The organism is Embleya scabrispora, assembly GCF_002024165.1.
GTDB lineage: Bacteria > Actinomycetota > Actinomycetes > Streptomycetales > Streptomycetaceae > Embleya > Embleya scabrispora_A.
On record NZ_MWQN01000003.1, the window covers coordinates 742,240 to 763,025 of the forward strand.

Here is a 20,786-nt window from a genome sequence, read left to right on the forward strand (position 1 = left end):
CTAGCCGAGGAACGTCTTGAGTTCGTGCACGAGCTTGCGGATGTGGCCGGAGAGCACCGGCGTGCCGAGGTCCTTGAACCGCTCCCGGAACCAGGGGTTGACACTGGCCCGGCCGGAGCTGGTCACCGAGCCCACGGGAATGAACTTGGCCCCCGAGCGATGAATGGCGGCCATGCTCTCGAAGAGGGGGTCGGTGTGCCATTCGTAGAAGTCGGAGATCCACACCACGACGGTGTTGCGCGGTTCGGCAATCTTGGGTTGGGCCAGCGCCATCGCGACCGTCCCGTCGGTTCCGCCGCCGAGGTTGGTGCGCAGCAGCGTCTCGAAGGGGTCGTGCACCCATGGCGTGAGGTCGAGCGCCTGGGTGTCGTAGGCGATCAGGTGCACGTCCACCTTCGGCAGCCCGGCGAAGATGGAGGCCAGGATGGTGCAGTTCACCATCGAGTCGACCATCGAACCGGACTGGTCGACGACCACGATCAGCCGCGAGGGTGTGGTCTTGCGGACGGTGTGGCGGTAGAAGAGGCGGTCGACGTAGAGCCGTTCCTCCTCCGGGCTCCAGTTGGTGAGGTTCTTCCAGATGGTGCGGTCCAGGTCCAGGTTGCGGTACACCCGCTTGGGCGGGAGCGACCGGTCCAGGGTGCCGACGGAGGCCTTGGCCACCTGGGTGCGCAGGACTTCGGCGACCTCGTCGACGAAGCGGCGGATCAACGCCTTGGCGTTGGCCAGGGCGACGCCGGAGAGGTTGTCCTTATCTCGCAGCAGTTGCTCGATCAGCGACATGCTGGGGGTCAGCCGGGCGGCGAGCGCCGGGTCGGCGAGGACTTCGCGCAACCGCATACGCTTGACCAGATCGGCTTCGATGGCGGCGAGTTCGGGGCCGATCTCGGGGATCAGGGTGCCGAGGTCGGGCGTGCCGCCGGCGCCGCCGGTGCCGGTCGGGGAGACGCCCGCGCCCGCACCGCCGCCGCGTCCGCCCCGCAACTGCCCCGGCTTGCAGCCCAAGGCGCGCTCCAGCCAACCGGCGTCGGACTGCCAGCCGGCCAACTGCCCGGCGCTGACCGTGCCGGAGCCGGTGGCAAGGACGTTGAGCAGCACCTTGGACACCATCGCGGCGCGGCGCACCTCGGCGGCTCGATCGCGGCCGCCCTCGTCCGCGTCGGGCACCATCAGGCCGTCGAACTCGGCGGCCAGGTCCGGGTGTCGCTGCACGATCGAGTCGACCGAGGCGCGCGGGTCGAGCAGTTCGGCGGGCAGGCCGATGTCCTCGACGACGGCCACGGAGGCCGATTCCAGGGCGGCCTGCTCCTCGGAATCGAAGAGTCGGGCGAGCAGTCGCCAATACAGCACTTGGCGGCGGTTCTCGTTCGGGTCGTCGGCCGACGCCGCAGGGCGGGCGGCCGGTTCGGTGCCCTCGGTGGTGGGTTCGATGCCCTCGGCTGTGGAATCGGTCATTTCCGCAGCAGCTTTCCGGCCCGCTCGCGCAGTGCGGCGACGGCTTCGGTGGCGGCCTTCTCGGCCTTGACGCCGAGCTTGTCGGTGGTGCCCCCGGCCCAGGCGCCGGCGTGCAGCGCGACGGTCTTCTTCTTGACGGTGGTCTCGACGGCCAGCGGCTGGACCCGGAACGCCCCGGCGTCCCAGCGCAGCAGCCCGATGCACGCGGTCGAGCCGGCGACCGCCTCGGGCGTGAGCGGGCCGGCGGCCGGTATACGGTCCACGTCGAGGGGGAAGCGGTGTCCGGCGAGGATCAGCGCCGGTGCTCCGTCCTCGGCGAGGGCGTACCCCTCCAGGAACACCGGGATCGCGATCCGCGTCGGGTGCCGGTCCAGCGGCGCGGTCGGTGCCGCGACGGCGGTGGGCAGCGCGACCCGGGCGGTGGCGAAGGCGTCGGCCGGCTCGCCGGTGCGCGCGCGAGCGTCGTCCCAGATCAGGTCGCCCTCGGCGGTGATCGGCATGTCGGTCAGATCCATCGCCCGGCCCTCGCCCGCGGCGGTGAGCAACGACAGGTGGGGGCGCAGGAGTTGCCAGACGCCGACCCCGACGACCGTGTCCGGCTTGGGTACCGACACGCTCGCCCGGACCAGGCGCGAGGGGCTCCCGTCGGCGGGTTCGAAGACCGCGTGTATCTGGGCCTGTGCGGCGGTCGGGTGCTCGTGGACGTCGACGCCCAGCGGCAGCAGTCGCCCGGTGGCCGTGCCGATCGCCGGTCCGGCGTCGACCCGCGGCCGGGTCGACAGCAGGGCGCGCGACCACAGGTCGGCCCAGCGGCGCAGCGGTATGCGCTCCAGAGTCGCCCCCGGGCAGGACGCGGCCAGTTCGGCGGAGAACCCGTCGAGCAGCGTGGCGAGGCGGCGCAGTGTCGGGTCGGGCAACATCGCGAAGACGACCGGCGCGGAGTCGGCGATCAGGTCGTGGTCGATGCCCTGCCACCCGGCGCGGGCCAGGTCGGCGAGCCAGGTGCGGGCGGCGACGAGCAGATTCGGGACGGACTCCCCCTCCCCCGCCGGGACCGCTTGCGCTTCCTCGCCGCGCCCGCGCCCGATCGCCTCGTCGGCGCGGGCGACGAGCGCGTCGTGGGCGGCGCCCAGGAGTGCGGTACGGGCGGCGGCGAGGGCGACGAGGTGGTCCTCGCTCGCGGTGCCGGCCGCCGCCTTCTCGGCCGCCTCCGCGACGCGGCCGGCCAGGGGTGTACCGGCGACGGCGGCGGCCAGTTCGGCCAGGGCGCCGGCCTGGGTGGGGTGGGGGCGCAGCAGGCCGCCGACGAGGGTGCGGTCGAAGGCGTCCACCACGGCCAGGACTTCGTCGAGCCCGTCGACGGGTTCGACGAGCAGGTCGGCGCGCATCAGGCCACCGCCCGCGTCGGCGGGAACCACTGCATCTCCGGCAGCGGCGCGGTGGTGGGGACGAGTTCGAGGTAGGCCAAGTGGCGCAGGAACCTGCTGAACACGGGGGCGGCGGCCGTCTTGTCCCCCTGCGGCGGGCGGGTTGTGCTCATGGTCCTGGTGATGTGCCACGCCTCGGATTGCCCGTCCACGATCTCGACCCGCAGGTAGCGGGCGACACGTTCGGCGCCGTATTGCAGCACCGCCTCGCCGATCAGGGTTTCGATGTGCTTGCAGAACCTGCCGTGCGCGCCGCCGCAGGGGCGGTTGTTGTTGGTACTGCACGTGAACGCGAAGTCCCCGGCGGCGACCGAGGACACGTAGACCCGCCCGATGTCCGAACCGCTGGACACCACACCCTGAAGGCGCCCGTCGGCCAGTTCGACGAACGGCACCTTGGCGAGTTTGCGCGGCCGAGCGGGTGGCAACACCCGCGCCACGCTCGACTCCTCCCATGCCGACAACACACCATCTCCTTTGCGCCGAGGGGGATTCCACGCCGAGTCGGAAACGATCGGCGGGTACGGATACGAACCTACTGACGGTGACCGACACGCGCGGGGACGGTGTGGATCCCCATCGGCGAACAGGATGAGAAGGGATGAGAGGGGATGAGAGGGGGGAGGCGGATCGCCGGGTCAGGCGCGCAGTGTGGCGGCGGCCTTGTAGGTGCGCAGGACCGGTGCGGTCTCGATCCGGGTGATGGCGTCCAGGGCGAGCCGGTGGATCAGGTATCGGTGCAGGTCCTCCGCGTCGCGGCACAGGGCGTGTGCGACCAGGTTGGTGGGACCGGTGGTGGCGGCCACGACGGCGAGTTCGGGGTGGCCCGCCAACACGTGGGCGACCTCGTCGAGGCGGCTGGGGGCGACCTGCATCCACAACAGCGCGGACACGGTGGCGCCGAGTACGGCCGGTTCGATGTCGATGTCGAAGAACACCGCCCCGCGGGCCCGTAGTTCGGTCAGCCGACGGGTGACGGTGGCGGGCGTGGAGCCGGTCGCGGCGGCCAGTTCCGCATAGCCGGCCCGGCCGTCCTCGCGCAAGGCGGCCAGCAGGCGCAGGTCGGCGTCGGTGAACGGGTACGGCTCGTCGTGCGTCGGGCCGGCCGGGAGGTCGTGGCCGCGCAGCCGGGCCTCTTGTTCGGGGGTGAGCGTGCCGAGCCGACCACGCCACGGGGTGGGCCCGCCCAGGTAGGTGTGCAGCAGGTAGTGCGCGGAGACGGCGGTGATGCCGGCGGTGCGCGGGATGTCGCGCAGGAGGAGGGAGTGGGCGTCGGGGCCACTGGGCGGGGTGTGGATGATCGCGACGATCTCGGTACCGCCGGAGGTCAGCCGCACCCACGAGGTGTCGGCGCGGCGGGCCAGCGCGACCGCGATGTCGTGGGCGGTGCGGGTGGCGGCGGTCAACCGCACGAACCACTGGTGCGCGCGGGTGCTGCGCGGGCTCGGCAGGGCGATCACGCGCAGGCCGGCCTCGGCGTGCAGGCGACGGTAGCGGCGGGCCACGGTCTGCGTCGACGTGCCCAGGACGTCGGCGATGAGGGTGAACGGCGCGCGTGCGTCCGTATGGAGGGCGTGGATCAGGCCGCGATCGAGGTCGTCCGGTTCGAGCATGATTCATAAAATAGCCGAGTCGGATGGATGGAATCGACGATCCGATGCCCGGAAATGGAACCGGGAGCCGGAGCGGAGCCAGGGTGGTGATCGCACGGCGCACCGGACGAGGACGATCCGGCGGCCCGCGCATCCCGACACCACACCACCCGCGGGGAACCCATGTCCGAACATCCGACCGCCCCCTGCGGCGACCCCATCACCACCGCGCCCGACCGGCCGGCCCTCGGCGCCTATCCGTGGCGCTGGACCGCCCTGATCGCGCTGCTCGTCGCCGAGGCGATGAACCTCCTCGACGCCACGATCGTCCAGGTCGCCGGCCCCGTCATCCACGCCGACCTCGGCGGCCCGGCCGCCGCGATCCCCTGGTACAGCGCCGCCTACACTCTCACCTTCGCCCTGGGCCTGCTCACCGCCGCCCGCCTCGGCGACATCGCCGGCCGGCGCCGCGTCTTCCGCGTCGGCGTCACCGCGTTCGCCGCCACCTCGCTGGCCTGCGCGCTCGCCCCGAACGTGGGCGTGCTCATCGGCATGCGCGCGGCGCAGGGTGTGGCCGCCGCGCTGATCGTCCCGCAGACGTTCGGGCTGATCCGCGCCATGTTCGAGGGCGCCGAACTCCCCCGGGCGCTGGGCACGATCGGCCCGGTGATGGGTCTGTCCGCGGTGCTCGGCCCGGTGGCGGGCGGCGTGCTCACCCACGCCGACCTGTTCGGCACCTCGTGGCGTGCGGTGTTCGTGGTCAATGTGCCGCTCGCGGCGGCCGTGCTGCTGATCGCCCCGCGTCTGCGCGAGGACCGCGCGCCCGTGCGCCCCCGCCTCGACCCGTCCGGCACCGCACTGGCCACGATCGGCACCGCGCTGCTGGTCTGCCCGCTCGCCGGCGGCAGCGGTGCGCCGAGTGCGGGCGCGTGGGCCGCCGCCGCGCTCGGGGTGCTCGTCCTGGCCGGGTTCGTCGTCCACCAGCGCCGCACGACCGCCGCCGGTCGCGCCCCGCTCGTCGAACCGTCCCTGTTGCGCGGTCGAGCGTTCCCCGCCGCTCTGGCCACCTCCACACTGTTCTTCGCGGTCGTGAACGGGGTGATGATCACCGTGGTGCTGCACCTGGAACTGGGCCTGGACCGGGGTCCGCTCACCGCCGGCCTCACCCTCCTGCCGTGGTCCGCCGGCCTGGCCGTCGCCTCCTGGGCGGCCGGCGGCATCCTGGTGCCCCGCTACGGCGTCCGCGTCCTGCACGCCGGCATCGCCTTCCTCGCCGTCGGCCTGGTCGCCGCGGTCCTCGCCTACCGGGTGGCGCCCGCCGACGACTATCCGCGCGGCCTGCCCTTCGCGCTGGCCGTGGCCGGGCTCGGCGTGGGCCTGTTCACCCCGCCGTTCTTCACCGCCGCCCTGCGCCGGCTCTCCCCGCAGGAGACCGGCTCGGCGGCCGGCCTCCTCAACGCCGTGCAACAACTCGGCGGCACCCTCGGCGTCGCGATCGTCGGCGGCGTCTACCTGACCGGCGACGCGTCCGGACAGCCCGCGTCGGTCGGCGCCCGACACGCCCTGACCGCCGCCGGCATCCTGCTCGTCGCCACCGTGCCGGCCGCGTGGGCGATGACGGCGCGCGGCCGACGGGGCGCGGACGCCGGCGGATGACGCGGCACGGAGAATCGACGGAAACGTCGCGGACACAAAAACGACGAGGAGAAACCCTCTCCTCGCCATAACCAACATATAGCGCACCGGGGGCCTTGCGGCAAGGCCCCCGTCGTACCGCACAATCATCGACCTGAGCCGAAGCCCCGGCCGGGATCTGCGGAAATGGGTGAGCCGAGAAGTGCGTGTGTTGTTGTCGACGTTCGAGTCGCGCGGGGACGTCGAGCCGGTGTCGGGACTCGCGGTGCGATGGCGAGAACCCGGCGCGGAGATAGTGCTGTGCGCGCCACCGGACTTCGCCGACCGGCCGGCCCCGGTCGGCGTGCCGCCGGCCCGGCCGGTACGGACGAGGGTCACGGGTGACGAGCCGCCGTCGCAGGACCGGATCGGCGAGATCGGCCGGCGGGCCCTGTTCGACCCGGCGGCCGCGGTCGGCCGCCGCGGCGGCGCGCACAACCGTCGAGCCGCAACCCGCCACGCACCACGGTCGCCCCGCGACCTCGGATCGGAGCCGAAGCCGTGAACCCCGTCACCACCAGCGCGTTCGACCTCCCCGACCGCCTCGCCGCCAAGGCCGACCCGGCGCTGATCGCCGACGACGAGCGGCACTTCGCGGCCATCGCGACCTGCCTGGACGAGCAGATCGCCGAGTTGTCCGACCGCCTCGACACCGAGCGCAGGTCGCCGGGCGGCCAGGGGCGGGCGGCGATGGACCGCGACATCGAGATCCACCGACTGACCTCACGCCTGCGCGCCCTGCGTCGCTTCGGTCTGGACCTGTGCCTGGGACACATGGTCGACGCGGCCGGCGAGACCGTGTACGTCGGACGCCTGGGCCTGACCGACAGCGCGGGCCGCCGACTGCTGATCGACTGGCGCACCCCCGCCGCCGAACCCTTCTTCGGCGCCACCCACGCCAACCCGATGGGGCTCGCCAGCCGCCGTCGCTACCGCTGGACCAGGGGCCGGATCAACGACTACTGGGACGAGGTGTTCACCACCGACGGCATCGTCGGCCACGCCGCGCTCGACGACCAGTCGGCCTTCATCGCAAGCCTGGGCGGCAACCGTTCGCCCCGGATGCGCGACGTCCTGGGCACCATCCAGGCCGATCAGGACGCGATCATCCGCGCGGGCTCCGCCGGCGCCCTCGTCGTCGACGGTGGACCGGGGACCGGCAAGACCGTCGTCGCCCTGCACCGCTCCGCCTACCTGCTCTACGCCGACCCGCGCCTGGGCCACCGCCGGGGCAACGTGCTGTTCGTCGGCCCGCACCAGCCCTACCTGAACTACGTCGCCGACGTCCTGCCCAGTCTCGGCGAGGAGGGCGTACAGACCTGCACCCTGCGCGACCTGCTCCCCGAAGGGGCCGGCGCGGCCGCGGAGACCGATCCCGAGGTGGCCGCCCTCAAGGCGTCGGCGCGGCTCGTGCGGGCGATCGAGAAGGCCGTCGCGCTCTACGAGGAGCCGCCCACCAAGGGCATGACGGTCACCACGCACTGGTCCGACATCCGGCTGACCGTCGCCGACTGGGCCGAGGCGTTCGAGGCCGCCGAACCCGGGATAGCGCACAACGACGCCCGGGACCGGATCTGGGAGGAACTGCTCACGATCCTGGTCGACAAGCACGACGACGACGAGGCCTCGCCGGAATTGTTGCGCCGGTCCCTGCAACGCAACCGGGAACTGCTCGCCGCCTTCAATCGCGCCTGGCCGCTGCTCGAAGCGACCGACGTGGTCGGCGACCTGTGGACGGTACCCGCCTACCTGCGCATGTGCGCCCCGTGGCTCGACGCGGACGACGTACGGAGGTTGCAGCGCGAGAAGGCCGACGCCTGGACGGTGTCGGACCTGCCCCTGCTGGACGCGGCGCGGCTGCGGCTCGGCGACCCCGAGGCGTCCCGGCGCATGCGACGGCAGCGGGCCGCCCTCGCGGCCCAACGCGAGAACATGTCGCAGGTCGTCGACGCCCTGGTGGCGGCCGACGACGACGGCGAGGGCGTGGTGACGATGTTGCGCGGCGAGGACCTGCGCACCTCCCTGGTCGACGAGTCCGGCGGGCCCCGCGTCGAACCCGACCTGCTCGCCGGCCCGTTCGCGCACATCGTCGTGGACGAGGCGCAGGAATTGACCGACGCGGAATGGCAGATGTTGCTGCTGCGCTGCCCCTCCCGGAGCTTCACCATCGTCGGCGACCGCGCCCAGGCCAGGCACGGCTTCACCGAGTCGTGGCGGGAGCGGCTGGAGCGGGTCGGTCTGGACCGGATCACCATGGCGTCGCTGAGCATCAACTACCGCACGCCGGAAGAGATCATGACGAAGGCCGAGCCGGTCATCCGGACCGTGCTTCCGGACGCCAACGTGCCCACCTCCATCCGCACCAGTGGCATCCCGGTCGGGTACGGCTCCACGTCGGAGCTGACCTCGATCCTCGACGACTGGCTCGCCGCGCACGACGAGGGAATCGCCTGCGTGATCGGCGATCCCACGTTCCGCTCGTCGCCCCGCGTGCACTCGCTGACCCCGGAGTTGTCGAAGGGCCTCGAATTCGACCTGGTCGTCCTGATCGAACCGGACACCTTCGGCAGCGGCATCGAGGGCGCGGTCGACCGCTACGTCGCCATGACGAGGGCGACCCGCCGCCTGGTCATCCTCACCGGCGACTGAGCGTGGGCGTGGGCGGGCCCGGCCGGGCCCGCCCACGGCCCGCCCGAATGCCGAACTACAGCCGCCACCACCAGGCTTCGAGATCCTCGTCGTCGGTGTCTTCGACGGGCGCCGCGTACGGGGATCGTCGGGCGATCGGCAGGGCGTCGGTGCGCCGGACCACGGCGCGCAGGTCCCGGACGGCGGGCATCTCGGCGAGTTCGTCGACGTCGAACGGGCAGCCCGCGGGGCCGCCGACGAGGGTGGCGCAGCCGAACGCGTACCACAGGCCGACGAGTTCGGCGTCCTGCTCCCGCTCGGCGGCCACGGCGATCTCGCGGACCACGTCGATCAGCCGGACGCGGCGCGGCGGCACGGCGTCGAGGCCGTGCAGTTCGCCGGCGTCGACCATGCGTCGCCACAGCGCGGTGCCGGCGTCGCAGTAGAGGAACGGCGGGTCGACGTAGCCGTCTTCCAGCCACGACCGGTATCCGTCGAAGTCGGGGGCATCCTCGTCGAAGGTACGCAGTCCGGTGAACTCGGTCAGCGTGTCGAGGCGTTCCGGGCGCGCGGCGTGATCCGGGTGCCGGTCGAGCGGGAAGCGGTACGTGTGCCCGCGACGCAGCAGGATGTCCAGCACGCGAAAGTGCGTGAACGAGCAGTCGTATCCGTCCTGGAATCCGTACAGCGCCACGAACCAGTCCCGGACGCGCGCATCGTCGGGCGCGGTGTGCGAGTCCAGAACCCGGATCGAGTCCGCGACCAGGTCCTCGATCTCGTGCTCGGACACCCGCATCCCCGTCCCACGTCGTCTCGCGTCGATCGCGACGTCCGACTGTACCGGCCCGGGGCGTCGGCCAGAGGTGTGGGATGGCGCGCATGACCGCGTGCCAGGCCCCCACGCAGCAGGGCCGAACGCCCCGAACCAACGTCCGGCGGCCGGTGTGCGGGGGATTCGGTCGAGGTGTGGTGGAGGGGAGGCTGACGGTGCGTGAACATCCTCACAACAGATTGTCGGCCTGGCTTCGGGGAGTCGCCCCCGGCGGGCGTCGCGGGGTCGGATCGTGACGCACCGGCGGCCGCGACGCGTCCGGGATTCGGGGGGTGCAATGGCCGGCATGCCCCGAATGACCCATGCATTCCAGCCGATTCCCGCGCCCGCCCGGCCGGTTCCGGGAATTCGCGCCCCGAAGCCTCGGCACGTCGTATTCGGCTGCCATTCGTCGACATGACGGACATATGACTCCATCCCGGGAATGGTCGCCCGCATGCAGTCACGATGAAAGAAGAAGTGTCGTTCGCCCCCGGAACGGGGAAGTCTGCGCCACTACACTCGCTACGCCCCATCGACGAGAGAGCAACGGCGACAGTGAAATGTGCAACGGGCGGGTCGCACTTATCGCGATGCGCGGGACGCAGACCCGGTGACGTGCCTCGGGCACCCGGTCGACCCCGGATTCCACTCGCTGCGTGCGCCGTTGCCCGCCTGATAGCGCGACGAGGACCGTGGGAATGAATTTTGTACAGGACCCCGCACTCTGGTACGGGGTGGCCGGCACCTGTGCCGCGGCCGTTTACGTGGCCCGCAGCCGAATAACCGTCAGGGATCTGAGGGAAAGGAATCGCCTGCTGGCCGAGGACGTGCGCATGCGTGACGAGGAGATCGACAACGTCGTCCGCGTGCTGCTGCCGGCCCTCATCGAGACCGGGGACCGGATCCGGGGATCGCTCCTGCGCCACGAGCAGTTGCGCGGAACCCCCTACGCGCAGGGAATCGAGACGGTCGTGGGGATGTTCACCACCGCCGTCGAGGACGCCCGCGACCGCGCCGACCACTCGGCCAAGAACGCGCTCAAGGCCGCCATGCGCACCCTCCAGGCGCTGGCCGGCGAGCAGCAGGTCGCGATCTCCGACATGCAGAACAACTACGTCGACGCGCAACTGCTCCAGGACCTCCTGGCGATCGACCACATGAACTCCCAGTTCGGCCGCCGCGCCCAGGTCATCGCCGCGCTCTGCGGCGGCTGGACCGGACGCCAACGCGCCGCCGCCCCGCTGTACGACGTCATGCGCGGCGCCAAGGGCCGCATCCGCGACTACCTGCGGGTGGAGATCCGGATGCAGTCCAACGTCGCGGTGATCGGCCGCGCGGTCGAGCCGGTCGCCCTCGCGGTGGCCGAACTCCTGGACAACGCCGCCAGTTACTCCCCGCCGCACACCACCGTCGAGATCAACTTCCAGACCGTGCCCAACGGGGTGTGCGTGATGGTCGACGACGCGGGTGTGGGTATGCACGAGGAGGCCCGGCAGAGCGCGGCGCGCTTCCTCGGCGCCACCGAACCCGTCGGCATCACGCGGCTGGGACACCCGCCCCAGTTCGGCTTCCCCGTCATCGGCATGCTCGCCGCCCAGTACGGCTTCACCGTCTCCGTGGACACCCGGTCGCCCTACGGCGGCATGCGCGCGGTGGTGATGTTGCCCTCCGAACTGCTCACCACCGCCGTCGACGCCGATCCCGCCCCGGCCGCCGCCCCCCGGCGCGTGGCCCGCGTATCGCGTGCCGCGGTCGCCGAAGCCGAACCGGTCGCCGCCGCACCCGCCGCCGCACCCGCCGCCGCGTCCGCCCCCGCCGCAGGAGCCGCCGCCCCGGACGGGGAACTGCCCCAGCGCCGCCGCCGCGCCCCGCGACCGGTCGAGCGCACGCAGGCGGCGGCGCCGACCGAAACCCCCGACCGTTCGGACGCGGAGACCGCGGGGCTGATGGGCGCGTTCCTGCGCGGAACCCGCTCCGGTCGCGTCCCCGAGACAGACGACAAAGGGCAAGAAAGCCGATGAACAACGACCTGGCCTGGATTCTCAACGACGCCCTCAAGGTCCCGGAGGCTCGGCACGCCATCCTGTTGTCCGCGGACGGAATACTGCGCGCGCATTCCGACGGGATATCCCGGGACGAGGCGGACCGCCAGGCCGCGGCGCTGTCCGGACTGCAATCGATCAGCCGAAGCACGGCGGAGTTCATCGACGATTCCGAGTCACCCTGGCGGCAGACGCTCGTCGAGTTCGGCAACGGATTCATTTTCCTGGTGGCGGCGGGTCCCGGCGCCTATTTGGCTGTATCCGCCACGCAGAACGTGGACATGGAGATCATCACGTTCCGCATGCAACAGCTCGTGCGCCAACTGGGAAAGGAAATGACCAGCCCGCCCCGACGGAATGCGGATCATTCGGTATGACCGACGACCCCGCGGCGAAATCCGACGCCGCCGACTTGGTACGTCCCTACGTCATCACCCGCGGCCGCGGCCACCCGACCCGCGAGGGCCTGGACCTGGTCAGCCTGGTGATCGCGCTGCCCGGCGACGAGTCGCCGCACATCCTCGACCCCGAGAGCACCCGCCTGCTCGCCCTGTGCCGCGGCGGGATCCTGTCGGTCGCCGAGGTCGCCGGACACCTGGCCCTGCCCATCGGCGTGGTCAAGGTGCTGCTGTCCGATCTCATGGACACCGGCCTGGTCGCCACCCGTCGGCCCATTCCCGCCGCCGAACTCCCCAAGACCCGACTCCTGCAGGAGGTGCTGGATGGCCTTGCCCGTCTCTGACGGCGCCGCCGCGGACGTATACCTGGCCGACTCCGTCAAGATCGCGGCGAAGATCCTGATCGTGGGGCACTTCGCCGTCGGCAAGACCACCTTCGTCGGCACCATGTCCGAGATCCGTCCCCTCAGCACCGAGGAGACGATGACGCAGGCCGGCGCGCACGTCGACGATCTGACGGGCGCGGGACGCAAGACCACCACCACGGTCGCCCTGGACTTCGGCCGCCTCACCCTCAGCGACCGACTCGTGCTCTACCTGTTCGGCACCCCCGGGCAACAGCGCTTCGCCCGGGTGTGGAAGGACATGACCGTCGGCGCACTCGGCGCGCTCGTCCTGATCGACCCCCAGCGCTTCGACCAATCCTTCGACGTCATCGGCCTGTTGGAGGAGTACGACGTGCCCTACGCCGTCGCCGTCAACCGGTTCGACGGCTCCGTCGAACATCCCCTGGAGAAGCTGCGCGCGGCGCTCGACCTGCTGCCGGACACGCCGCTGGTCACCTGTGACGCCCGCGACCGCGCCTCCTCGACCGAGGCCCTGATGGCCCTCGTCCGCTACCTCCAGCTCCGGGCATCCAAGGAACTCGCGTGAACACTGGGAACACCGGCCCCTTCGATCGATCGGCCCCCTCCCCCGGCGACCACGCCGGCCCTCCCCCCGGCTGCCCCGCGCACGCCGGCGGGGCCCTTCCCCTGTACGACAAGACGTTCTCCGCCGACCCGCGCGCCGCGTACGAACACCTGCGCCGCCAGGGCGTGGCCGCGCCGGTGGAACTGGCGCCCGGGGTGGAGGCGATGCTGGTCACCGACCACGCCGCCGCGCTGCGCGTACTGCACTCCCCCGAACTGTTCGCCAAGGATCCCCGCCGCTGGCTCGCGCTGGCCGACGGCACCGTCCCCGCCGACAGTCCGGTCGTGCCGATGATGATGTATCGGCCCAACGCCCTGTTCTCCGACGGCGCCGAACACCTGCGGCTGCGGCAGGCGGTCACCGACAGCCTCGACCGGATCGACCCCTACCAGCTGCGCCGCTTCGTCGAACGCAGCTCCGACTACCTCGTCGACCAGTGGGCGGCCACCGGTCGCGTCGATCTGCTGAACCACTACGCCAAGACGCTGCCGCTCCTGGTGTTCAGCGAACTCTTCGGCAGTCCGCCGGAGTTGGGTGACCGACTGGTCGCCGGCATCGCGGGCATCTTCGACGCGGTGGGCGACGCGGAGGCGGCCAACACGATGTTGACCGGCGCCCTCGTCGAACTCGTCGCGCTCAAGCGCGAACAGCCCGGCTCCGACGTCACCTCGTGGCTGATGGCCCACCCGAGCCGGCTCACCGACGAGGAGATGATCCATCAACTCGTCATGCTGATGAGCGCGGGCACCGAACCGCAGCGCAACCTCATCGCCAACGGGTTGCGGCTGATCCTGTCCGACGAACGGTTCTCGGCCAGTCTGTTCGGCGGCGGCGCCTCCGTCGAGGACGCGCTCGACGAGGTGTTGTGGACCGACCCGCCGATGGCGAACTACGCCGTGCACTATCCGGTGCGGGACGTGGACCTGTCGGGCGTGGTCCTGACGCGCGGCACCCCCGTGGTGATCAGCTTCGCCGCCACCAACAGCGACCCCGCGCTGATCGCGCACGGCCGCCGCCCGAGCAACCGCTCGCACCTGGCCTGGAGCGCGGGGCCGCACGCCTGCCCGGCCAAGGACTCCGCCTGGCTGATCGCCACCGCCGCGATCGAAAAGCTGCTCAACCGCCTTCCGGACCTGGAACTCGCGGTTCCGGTGGCCGAGTTGGACTGGCGGCCCGGCCCGTTCAACCGGGCGCTGACCGCGCTGCCCGCCCGCTTCACCCCGATCGCGCCGCGCCCGGCAGCCCCCGCCGGTCCGGCGCCCGCCCGCCCCGCCACCGCTGCGGAACACCCGGAACCCGGGGCGCGCAAGGGCGGCGTGTGGAGCTCGTTCCTGAACTGGTGGCGAGGCCAGTAGCCCTACTCCCACCCCGCGCACCAGGCGGGCGGCACCACCCACCACCGGTGCCGGCGTCGCGGCCCGGGAGGCTCACCCGCTCCCGGGCCCGGCCTCGGCGCGCCCGAACGAGGCGGCGGCGCACGCGTGCCGCATGCCCCGCCCGACAACCGCAGACACCCTTCCTCGTCGGCCGCCCCATCCCGGCCGCCCGATCGATCAGCGCTGTGCCGAGCCGTCCGCCGACGTCGTGTCGAGTTCGAAGGAGCCGTCGTGCAGTCTTCCGCATCACCCACCGTCGTCGACAGCAGAAGCGTCGTCGCCCTGTTGTCCCGCCTGCGCTCCGTGGCCGGGCAGGCGGATCCCCTGCCGCTCTACGCCGGTTTACGGGAGATGGGTGACGTCGTACCCGCGCCCTGGGGCGGCTACCTCGTGACCCGCTACCGCGCCTGCGACGAGGTGTTGCGCAGCCCCGACTGGCTCGCCCTGGACCATGCGTGGCGCGCTCGACAGTCCGACGACTCCCGCTGGTCGACCCCGTCCTCCCGCGAACTCGAACAAACGCTGGTGGCGCTGAATCCGCCCGAGCACACCAGGGTTCGCAGATCGGTGAACACCATCTTCGACCGCGCCACCCTCGAGGCGCTGCGCCCGAAGGTGCGCCGGGTGGCGAACACACTCCTCGACACCCTGATCGAGCAGGCCGGGGACGCCGACGCGGACTTCGCCGAACTCGTGGGCGAACAACTGCCGGTGGCCACCGTCGGACACTGGCTCGGCGTGCCCCCCGAGGACTTCGACCTCCTGCGCTCCCTCACCCACGCCCAGGCGTACGCCCAGGAGTTGCTGCCCGTCAAACGCCAACTCCGCGCCGCCGACGAGGCCATCCGCGGTCTGCGCGCCTACTTCACCGCCCTGGTCGCACGCCGCCGGGCCGAGCCCGGCGACGACGTGATCTCGGCCTGGCTGCGCGCCTGGGACGCACTGGAGCCGGATCGCGATCTCGCCGACGAACAGGTCTACGCGCTGGCCATGTTCACCGTCATCGCGTCCCTGGAGACCACGTCCACCCTGCTGTCCACGATGGTCTGGACCCTCGACCGGCATCCGCGACAGCGGGCCTGGCTGCGCGCCCACCCGATGGCCCTCGCCGACGCCGTGGAGGAGGTCTTCCGCTACGACCCGCCGATCGCCGTGACCACGCGCTACGCGGGTAGGGACCTGGTGTTGGCCGGGATTCCGATCGCGCGGGGCGAGGTGGTGCACACGATGCTGGCCTCGGCGAACCACGACCCGTCCCTGACCCCGGACGCAGCCGCCTTCGACGTCACGCGCCGGGCCCGGCACATCTCCTTCGGCGGCGGCATCCACTACTGCATCGGCGCCGGCCTGGCCCGTCTGGAGGCCGGTCTCCTGCTCGAGGCGATACTGCGCCGGTTGCCCGCACTTCGGGTCACCGCGCCGCCGACATGGGAACCCCGACTGGCGTTTCGGCGGATCACCGCGATGCGGGTGAGCGTGCGCTGATCCGTCCCGACGGAGGCCGGTCGCGCCGCGCCGATGCGACCGGCCTCCGGGCGGAGGGGATCAGCGGGCCGTCCCGGCGCCCAGGAACGCGGACAGGAAGGGCCCGTCGAGCAGGGAGAGATCCCCGTACCGGTCGCTTCGGCTGTACGCGTTCATCAGCGTCTTCGTCGCGTGCAGCGCCGCGACCGGGCGGCGCACCACGGGCTTGACCCAGCGGCTCACCGCGTCGTCGAGGTCGACGGCCGGCACCACCCGATGCAGGATCGACAGCCGGTGGGCGGTGGAGGCGTCGAACATGTCGGCGGTCAGCACGAGTTCGCGGATCCGCGCGGCGCCGACCTCACCGATCAGCCGGGCCATCGCACCGCCCCACGCGGTCGGCACCCCGAGGGCCAGCTCCGGCATGCGGAAGCGGGTCTCGAAGTCGCCCACCCGCAGGTCGCAGAAGATCGCCAGGGCCAAGCCGGCCCCGACCACCTGGCCATGCACCCGGGCGATGGTGACCGGATCGGCGGCGGCCAACCCCTCGCACACCGCCCGCGCCTTCTCGCCGAGCCGACGCACGGCCGGCCCCCCGGGATCGTCGGCCGCCAGCCGCAACATCTCGCCGCGATCACCACCCGCGCAGAACGAATCGCCCTCGCCCGACAACACCACGACCCGCACATCCGAGCGCACGCGCAACTCGGCCAGCACCGCGAGGAGATCGTCCAGCATCTGCTCGTCCAGCGCGTTGCCCACCTCCGGCCGGGCCAACCGCACCCGCAACACCGCCCCGTCGAGGTCGGCGCGCACCGTCTTCAGATCCAGCGAGTCCACGAACGTGACCCTTTCCGGTGGTGGGAAAAACGCCGCCGCTCCGGCGGAAGCCCCGTCGATCACCAGATCGTCGCATTGATGATCACGACTTGAGGAGCCGAATCCACGCCATTCGAACACCCCTCCGAGGCACCCGCTCCACAGCCGGCCGGCGCCGGCGCCGCACCCCGCTCGACCTCGTCCGTGAGCGGCCGTACACGCTGCGTGGCCTACCCCGTCGCCGCTCCACACCCGCGCGGGCGGTCGCGCCGAGACGTCGGCGCACCCCGTCCACGACGATCCCCACGACCTCGGAAACCGCCGAATCCGCGCCCACGTGCCGGCCGAAACCACCCGGTACCCGCTCCGATTCACGGTCGGGCCGGGCCGAGTCGGCGCCGGGCGCGTCGCGGGCCGCCGGAGGTGTACTCGATGACGGTGGATCGGGTTGTGGCATTGTGGCGGGTTGTGTGGGCGACGGCCGTCCGCCGAGTGTGAGGGGTCCCGACGTGCCCGAAGACGTATTCGTCCTTCCCGTCGACCGGCGACTGGGTGCGTACACCACGCTGCGTCGGGTCGGTGCGCTGCCGGTGGTCGTGGTGACCCATCCGCGCGTGCGCGCCGCGATCACCCTCCAGGGCGCCCAGTTGGTGCACTGGCAACCGGCGGGCGAGGAGCCGGTGTTGTGGCTGAGCGAGACCACGGCGTTCGAGGAGGGGCGGGCGGTTCGCGGCGGAGTGCCGATCTGCTGGCCGTGGTTCGGCGCGGCGGGTCGACCCGCTCACGGCTTCGCGCGCGTGCTGCCGTGGGAACTGCTCGACGTCGACGAAAACGGAGCCGGGGACGAGGCCGGTTCCGGCGACGAGGCGGTGCGGTTGACGCTGGTGTTGCGGGCGAGCGAGGCGTCGCGGGCGTACTGGCCGCACGAGTTCGAGGTGTCGGCCCGGTTCGTACTGGGGCGCGAGTGCCGGATCGAACTGGAGGCCCGGGGCGACTTCGAGAGCACCGCCGCGCTGCACACCTATCTACGGGTCGGTGACCTGGAGGAGGTGCGGGTCACCGGTCTGGGCGGGCCGTACGTCGACAAGGTCCTCGACGCGCCCGTGCACACCGCGCCGGCCACGGACGGGATCGCCTTCCGGGGGCGGACCGACCGGGTCTACACCAGCCCCGACGATGTGAGCCGGGCGGCGGATCCGGCCGGCAAGCGGGTCGTCGAGGTGCGCCACGAGGGCCATACCGACGTGGTCGTGTGGAATCCGGGCGCCGACCTCGCGCGCTCGATGGCGGACGTCCCCGACGACGGCTACCGGGAGTTCGTCTGCGTGGAGAGCGCCCATGTCTCGCGGCCCCTGGTGAGCAGGCCGGGCACACCCGCCCGCCTGGGTGCGACGCTCCGGATCGTGTCCGACGCGTAGACGGGCTGCGCCGGGGCTACGGGTAGTACGGCGACGCGGTCAGGTAGGAGAGTCGGAAGCCCTTGTCGGCCGGCGCGCCGGTCGCGGTGTAGCAGGCCAGGTACATCAGGACGTCGTCCTTGGTGCCGTAGTCGTTGCGCAGCACGGTGGTGCAGTAGCCGCCGCCGACGGCCGTCAGGTGGGCGTAGCTGGTCAGGTAACCGACCGTCAGGTGCAGTGTGTAGCGGCCGGTCGCGGTGCGCGTCACGTCGGCCGAACCCGGTCGGGACATCCACGATCCGGTGATCGTCGGCGCGGCGCCGCCGGGTGCGTCGGCGACGGTCAGGTGTACCGCGTGCGGGACCCGGGTGTCGTCGAGCGGGCTCTGCCGGCCGGTGTGGCTCAGGGTGAACGCGGTGTCGGCCGGCGCGCCGCCATGGGTGGCGCAGGCCACGGACGCGGTGCCGCCGGCGAGCGCGGTGAGCGCGCAGTGCCGAGGCGTCGTCCCGACCGGTGAGACCTGGACGGATTCCGTGTCCGCCGCGACCGCCACCGCGTAGCGTCCGGTGCCGGTACGGGTCACCGCACCGGTGTTCTGCCGGGACGCGGCGGCGGGGAGTTGGCGGGCGGCGGCCGGCTCGTCGGCGTGGACGTATCCGCGCGAACTCGCCTGCTGGTAGGGGCCGTTGCGGTCGCCGGCGAGGAAGAGTCCGGTGAAGGGGATGTCGGCGGGGGTGCCGGTGCGGTCGAAGCAGGCCACCTCGACGCGCTCGTCGGTGCCCTGCGGCCACCACCGCACGGGTTGGCAGGACACGCCGTTCGCGGCGTAGTCGGAGACCGAGACGTGCGCGATGCCGCCGGGGGCGGCGCTGTCCGGGAGGATCACCACGTGCCGGCCGACGGCGGTGTGGGTGACGCGTACGGTCTTGACCACGGGTGGGTTGCCGAGGCGCCGGATGCCGTAGGTCCAGTTCGGTTCGTGGCTGTCCGGGCGTTGCGGGGTGGGGGTGAGTTCGCGGGTGGTGCCGATCGGGTCGTCGGCGTAGCGGACCATCCAGAAGCCCCAGGTGGCCGGCACGGGGGTGGGGGCGTTGGCTCCGCCTCCGTTGCCTCCGTTGCCGCTGTTGCCGCCGTTGCCTCCGGCCCCGCCGCCGCCGATCGGTGCGGCGCCGGTGTCGCTTCGGCCGCCCGTGCCGGGTGTGCCGGTGGGGCCGTCCGGATCGGGGTCGCTCTCGCCGCCGGGCGTCGCCGCCGCCCCGTCCGGGGGCGTCGGGCCGCCGGGCAGCCGGTCCGACGGGACGTCCGTCGGGGTGGGACTCGGGGGCGGGGTTTCGTCCGCCACCGCCTTCGCCGCCCCGCCCGGACCGGTGGCGCCGGGGGCCGCCGAGGGGCCGGCGGACGGCCGGGCGGACGGGGTGTGCGCGGAGTCGGGCGCGACGGCCGACAGGGTCAGGGCCGCCGCGGTGGCGAGCGCGACGGCCGTGCCGCCCACGCGCACCGCCAACGGATTGTCCGCGGCGATTCGGGTCGCGGTGTTCACCGCCGGCGCGACGCCGGGGACGCGGAGCAACCGGTGCAGGACGGCATCGCGTGCGGCACGCGTCGCGGTGAGCGCGGGCCGCACGATCCGGACGACACTGCCCGACGCGCCGGGATCGGCGGCCGCGGCAGCGACGTCCAGGGCCGGGACGGGTGCCGCCATCGGGACTTCGGTCGCGGCCTCGGCCGTGGTCGCCGGCCGCCCCGTCCACCAGGCCACCGCCGCGCGGCGCCGCTCGTCGTCGTCCTCGCCCTGCCGGGCCGCCGCCAGGGCGAGCCCCGGTCCGAGCACCCACGTGCGCTGGACGATGGCGTCCTTGGCCACGGCGGAGCAGGTGGGACAGGTCGCCGCGTGGGTGCGAAGGACGCGATACTCCGCCCGGGTCGGCACCAGGCCGGAGGCGATCTCCTCGGCCGCGAACAGTCGTGCGAGTCCTTTGACTTCGGCCGCCGCCGAGCAGGAGAAGCGCATCGAGCGCGCCGCCGCGAGCAGTCCGACCCGTTCGCGCACCTTCTTCAGGCCCCGGCTCAGTTCGCGGTCGACCCGAACCCGGGGCCAGCCCAGACGCGCCGCGAGTTCGGCCCCCTTCACGGGGCGCATCTCGGCGAGCGTGTGGTCCAAGTGCGCGCTCACCACCGTGCGTTGGGTCTGCGACAGCGCGTCGGTGGCGGTGTAGAGCGCGGCGAACGCCTGGGTCTTGCCGTAGGCGTGGCCGAGGTCGCCGCCGGGCGCGGACACCTCGGAAAGGGTCGTCTTCTTCGCGTCGTCGGGCGGGATGTCCTCGTCGACCGGGCGATCCGCGGCACGTTGCCGTGCCCTCAGTTCCGCCATCCATACGTGCTTGGCGATGCCCCACAGCCACCGGTCGACGCCCCGGGTCGGCTTCAGGTCGCGGGCGATTCCGTCGAGCGCGCGGACGAACACCTCGCTGACGCAGTCGTCGGCCTCCGCCGCCGACGGCAACTTCGCCCGGAACCAACGGGCCAGCGCATCGTGATGCCGCTCGTACAACGCGACGCGGGCGGCCTCGTCGCCGTCGCGCAACAGCTGCCACGTGTCGTCGGAAGCGCCGTCGGGATCCGCGTCCGGATCCTCGGCCCACAGGCTTTCCGGCAGCCCCCGCTCCGACGACGAGTCCCCGGACGGGTCCGGTCCGATCCGTGTCATGGCACCCTCCGCAACGGCGAC

17 protein-coding genes are annotated in these 20,786 nt (G+C 72.4%); 10 read left to right on the forward strand and 7 right to left on the reverse strand.

From position 1 onward, the window contains the following. The 4 genes from B4N89_RS38830 to B4N89_RS38845 all read right to left on the reverse strand — a co-directional run bounded on the left by B4N89_RS38830 (nt 1) and on the right by B4N89_RS38845 (nt 4,495). A complete protein-coding gene (locus B4N89_RS38830) occupies nt 1-1,455 on the reverse strand; it encodes a vWA domain-containing protein (RefSeq protein WP_078981245.1) in 1,455 nt (484 codons plus the stop codon). Then, on the reverse strand, nt 1,452-2,843 hold the full coding sequence (locus B4N89_RS38835) for a hypothetical protein (RefSeq protein ID WP_078981598.1): 1,392 nt from the start codon (nt 2,841-2,843) through the stop codon (nt 1,452-1,454). The genes B4N89_RS38830 and B4N89_RS38835 overlap by 4 nt, the downstream gene beginning before the upstream one ends. Next, on the reverse strand, nt 2,843-3,346 hold the full coding sequence (locus B4N89_RS38840; protein ID WP_078981599.1) for a hypothetical protein: 504 nt from the start codon (nt 3,344-3,346) through the stop codon (nt 2,843-2,845). The genes B4N89_RS38835 and B4N89_RS38840 overlap by 1 nt, the downstream gene beginning before the upstream one ends. Before the next feature lie 174 nt (nt 3,347-3,520). Further along, nucleotides 3,521-4,495, reverse strand: a complete 975-nt coding sequence (locus B4N89_RS38845; RefSeq protein WP_078981246.1) for an Lrp/AsnC family transcriptional regulator — start codon at nt 4,493-4,495, stop codon at nt 3,521-3,523. A 162-nt stretch (nt 4,496-4,657) separates the two neighbouring features. Between B4N89_RS38845 and B4N89_RS38850 the strand changes: the two genes are divergently transcribed. From B4N89_RS38850 to helR, 3 genes are all read left to right on the forward strand, one after another. Further along, complete coding sequence (locus B4N89_RS38850) at nt 4,658-6,130, forward strand: MFS transporter (RefSeq protein ID WP_078981247.1); 1,473 nt, start codon at nt 4,658-4,660, stop codon at nt 6,128-6,130. A gap of 169 nt (nt 6,131-6,299) precedes the next feature. Further along, nucleotides 6,300-6,653 (forward strand): hypothetical protein, encoded by a 354-nt coding sequence (locus B4N89_RS53170; protein ID WP_201261115.1) that lies wholly within the window; start codon nt 6,300-6,302, stop codon nt 6,651-6,653. Further along, nucleotides 6,650-8,797 (forward strand): RNA polymerase recycling motor ATPase HelR, encoded by a 2,148-nt coding sequence (gene helR, locus B4N89_RS38860; RefSeq protein WP_078981249.1) that lies wholly within the window; start codon nt 6,650-6,652, stop codon nt 8,795-8,797. Before B4N89_RS53170 ends, helR begins: the two co-directional genes overlap by 4 nt. Before the next feature lie 55 nt (nt 8,798-8,852). Here the strand turns inward: helR and B4N89_RS38865 are convergent, their stop codons facing one another. After that, nucleotides 8,853-9,566, reverse strand: coding sequence for a hypothetical protein (locus B4N89_RS38865; RefSeq protein ID WP_078981600.1), 714 nt, complete (start codon nt 9,564-9,566; stop codon nt 8,853-8,855). Between the two features lie 722 nt (nt 9,567-10,288). Here B4N89_RS38865 and B4N89_RS38870 point away from each other — a divergent pair. The 6 genes from B4N89_RS38870 to B4N89_RS38895 all read left to right on the forward strand — a co-directional run bounded on the left by B4N89_RS38870 (nt 10,289) and on the right by B4N89_RS38895 (nt 15,863). Next, a complete protein-coding gene (locus tag B4N89_RS38870) occupies nt 10,289-11,611 on the forward strand; it encodes an ATP-binding protein (RefSeq protein WP_235619213.1) in 1,323 nt (440 codons plus the stop codon). Beyond that, nucleotides 11,608-12,009 (forward strand): roadblock/LC7 domain-containing protein, encoded by a 402-nt coding sequence (locus B4N89_RS38875; RefSeq protein ID WP_078981251.1) that lies wholly within the window; start codon nt 11,608-11,610, stop codon nt 12,007-12,009. Before B4N89_RS38870 ends, B4N89_RS38875 begins: the two co-directional genes overlap by 4 nt. Further along, entirely contained in the window at nt 12,006-12,374 is a 369-nt protein-coding gene (locus B4N89_RS38880) for a DUF742 domain-containing protein (RefSeq protein WP_078981252.1), read from the forward strand. The genes B4N89_RS38875 and B4N89_RS38880 overlap by 4 nt, the downstream gene beginning before the upstream one ends. Further along, a complete protein-coding gene (locus B4N89_RS38885; protein ID WP_078981253.1) occupies nt 12,355-12,963 on the forward strand; it encodes a GTP-binding protein in 609 nt (202 codons plus the stop codon). Before B4N89_RS38880 ends, B4N89_RS38885 begins: the two co-directional genes overlap by 20 nt. 164 nt (nt 12,964-13,127) lie before the next feature. Then, nucleotides 13,128-14,357, forward strand: a complete 1,230-nt coding sequence (locus B4N89_RS38890) for a cytochrome P450 (RefSeq protein WP_101897512.1) — start codon at nt 13,128-13,130, stop codon at nt 14,355-14,357. A 252-nt stretch (nt 14,358-14,609) separates the two neighbouring features. After that, nucleotides 14,610-15,863: a cytochrome P450 gene (locus B4N89_RS38895; RefSeq protein WP_078981254.1), complete on the forward strand. Its 1,254-nt coding sequence runs from the start codon at nt 14,610-14,612 to the stop codon at nt 15,861-15,863. A gap of 60 nt (nt 15,864-15,923) precedes the next feature. Here B4N89_RS38895 and B4N89_RS38900 read toward each other — a convergent pair whose 3' ends face one another. After that, a complete protein-coding gene (locus B4N89_RS38900) occupies nt 15,924-16,682 on the reverse strand; it encodes an enoyl-CoA hydratase/isomerase family protein (protein ID WP_235619215.1) in 759 nt (252 codons plus the stop codon). 488 nt (nt 16,683-17,170) lie between these two features. On the opposite strand from B4N89_RS38900, the gene B4N89_RS38905 reads away from it, so the two are divergent. Further along, nucleotides 17,171-18,079, forward strand: coding sequence for a D-hexose-6-phosphate mutarotase (locus tag B4N89_RS38905; RefSeq protein WP_078981256.1), 909 nt, complete (start codon nt 17,171-17,173; stop codon nt 18,077-18,079). A 16-nt stretch (nt 18,080-18,095) separates the two neighbouring features. Here the strand turns inward: B4N89_RS38905 and B4N89_RS38910 are convergent, their stop codons facing one another. Next, nucleotides 18,096-20,765: a sigma factor gene (locus tag B4N89_RS38910; protein WP_078981257.1), complete on the reverse strand. Its 2,670-nt coding sequence runs from the start codon at nt 20,763-20,765 to the stop codon at nt 18,096-18,098. Nucleotides 20,766-20,786: the final 21 nt, after the last annotated feature.

Coding starts and splice junctions, on each gene's coding strand:
- B4N89_RS38830 (WP_078981245.1), bottom strand. CDS start 1,455: ATGACCGATTCCACAGCCGAGGGCATCGAACCCACCACCGAGGGCACC.
- B4N89_RS38835 (WP_078981598.1), bottom strand. CDS start 2,843: ATGCGCGCCGACCTGCTCGTCGAACCCGTCGACGGGCTCGACGAAGTC.
- B4N89_RS38845 (WP_078981246.1), bottom strand. CDS start 4,495: ATGCTCGAACCGGACGACCTCGATCGCGGCCTGATCCACGCCCTCCAT.
- B4N89_RS38850 (WP_078981247.1), top strand. CDS start 4,658: ATGTCCGAACATCCGACCGCCCCCTGCGGCGACCCCATCACCACCGCG.
- B4N89_RS38870 (WP_235619213.1), top strand. CDS start 10,289: ATGAATTTTGTACAGGACCCCGCACTCTGGTACGGGGTGGCCGGCACC.
- B4N89_RS38875 (WP_078981251.1), top strand. CDS start 11,608: ATGAACAACGACCTGGCCTGGATTCTCAACGACGCCCTCAAGGTCCCG.
- B4N89_RS38880 (WP_078981252.1), top strand. CDS start 12,006: ATGACCGACGACCCCGCGGCGAAATCCGACGCCGCCGACTTGGTACGT.
- B4N89_RS38885 (WP_078981253.1), top strand. CDS start 12,355: ATGGCCTTGCCCGTCTCTGACGGCGCCGCCGCGGACGTATACCTGGCC.
- B4N89_RS38910 (WP_078981257.1), bottom strand. CDS start 20,765: ATGACACGGATCGGACCGGACCCGTCCGGGGACTCGTCGTCGGAGCGG.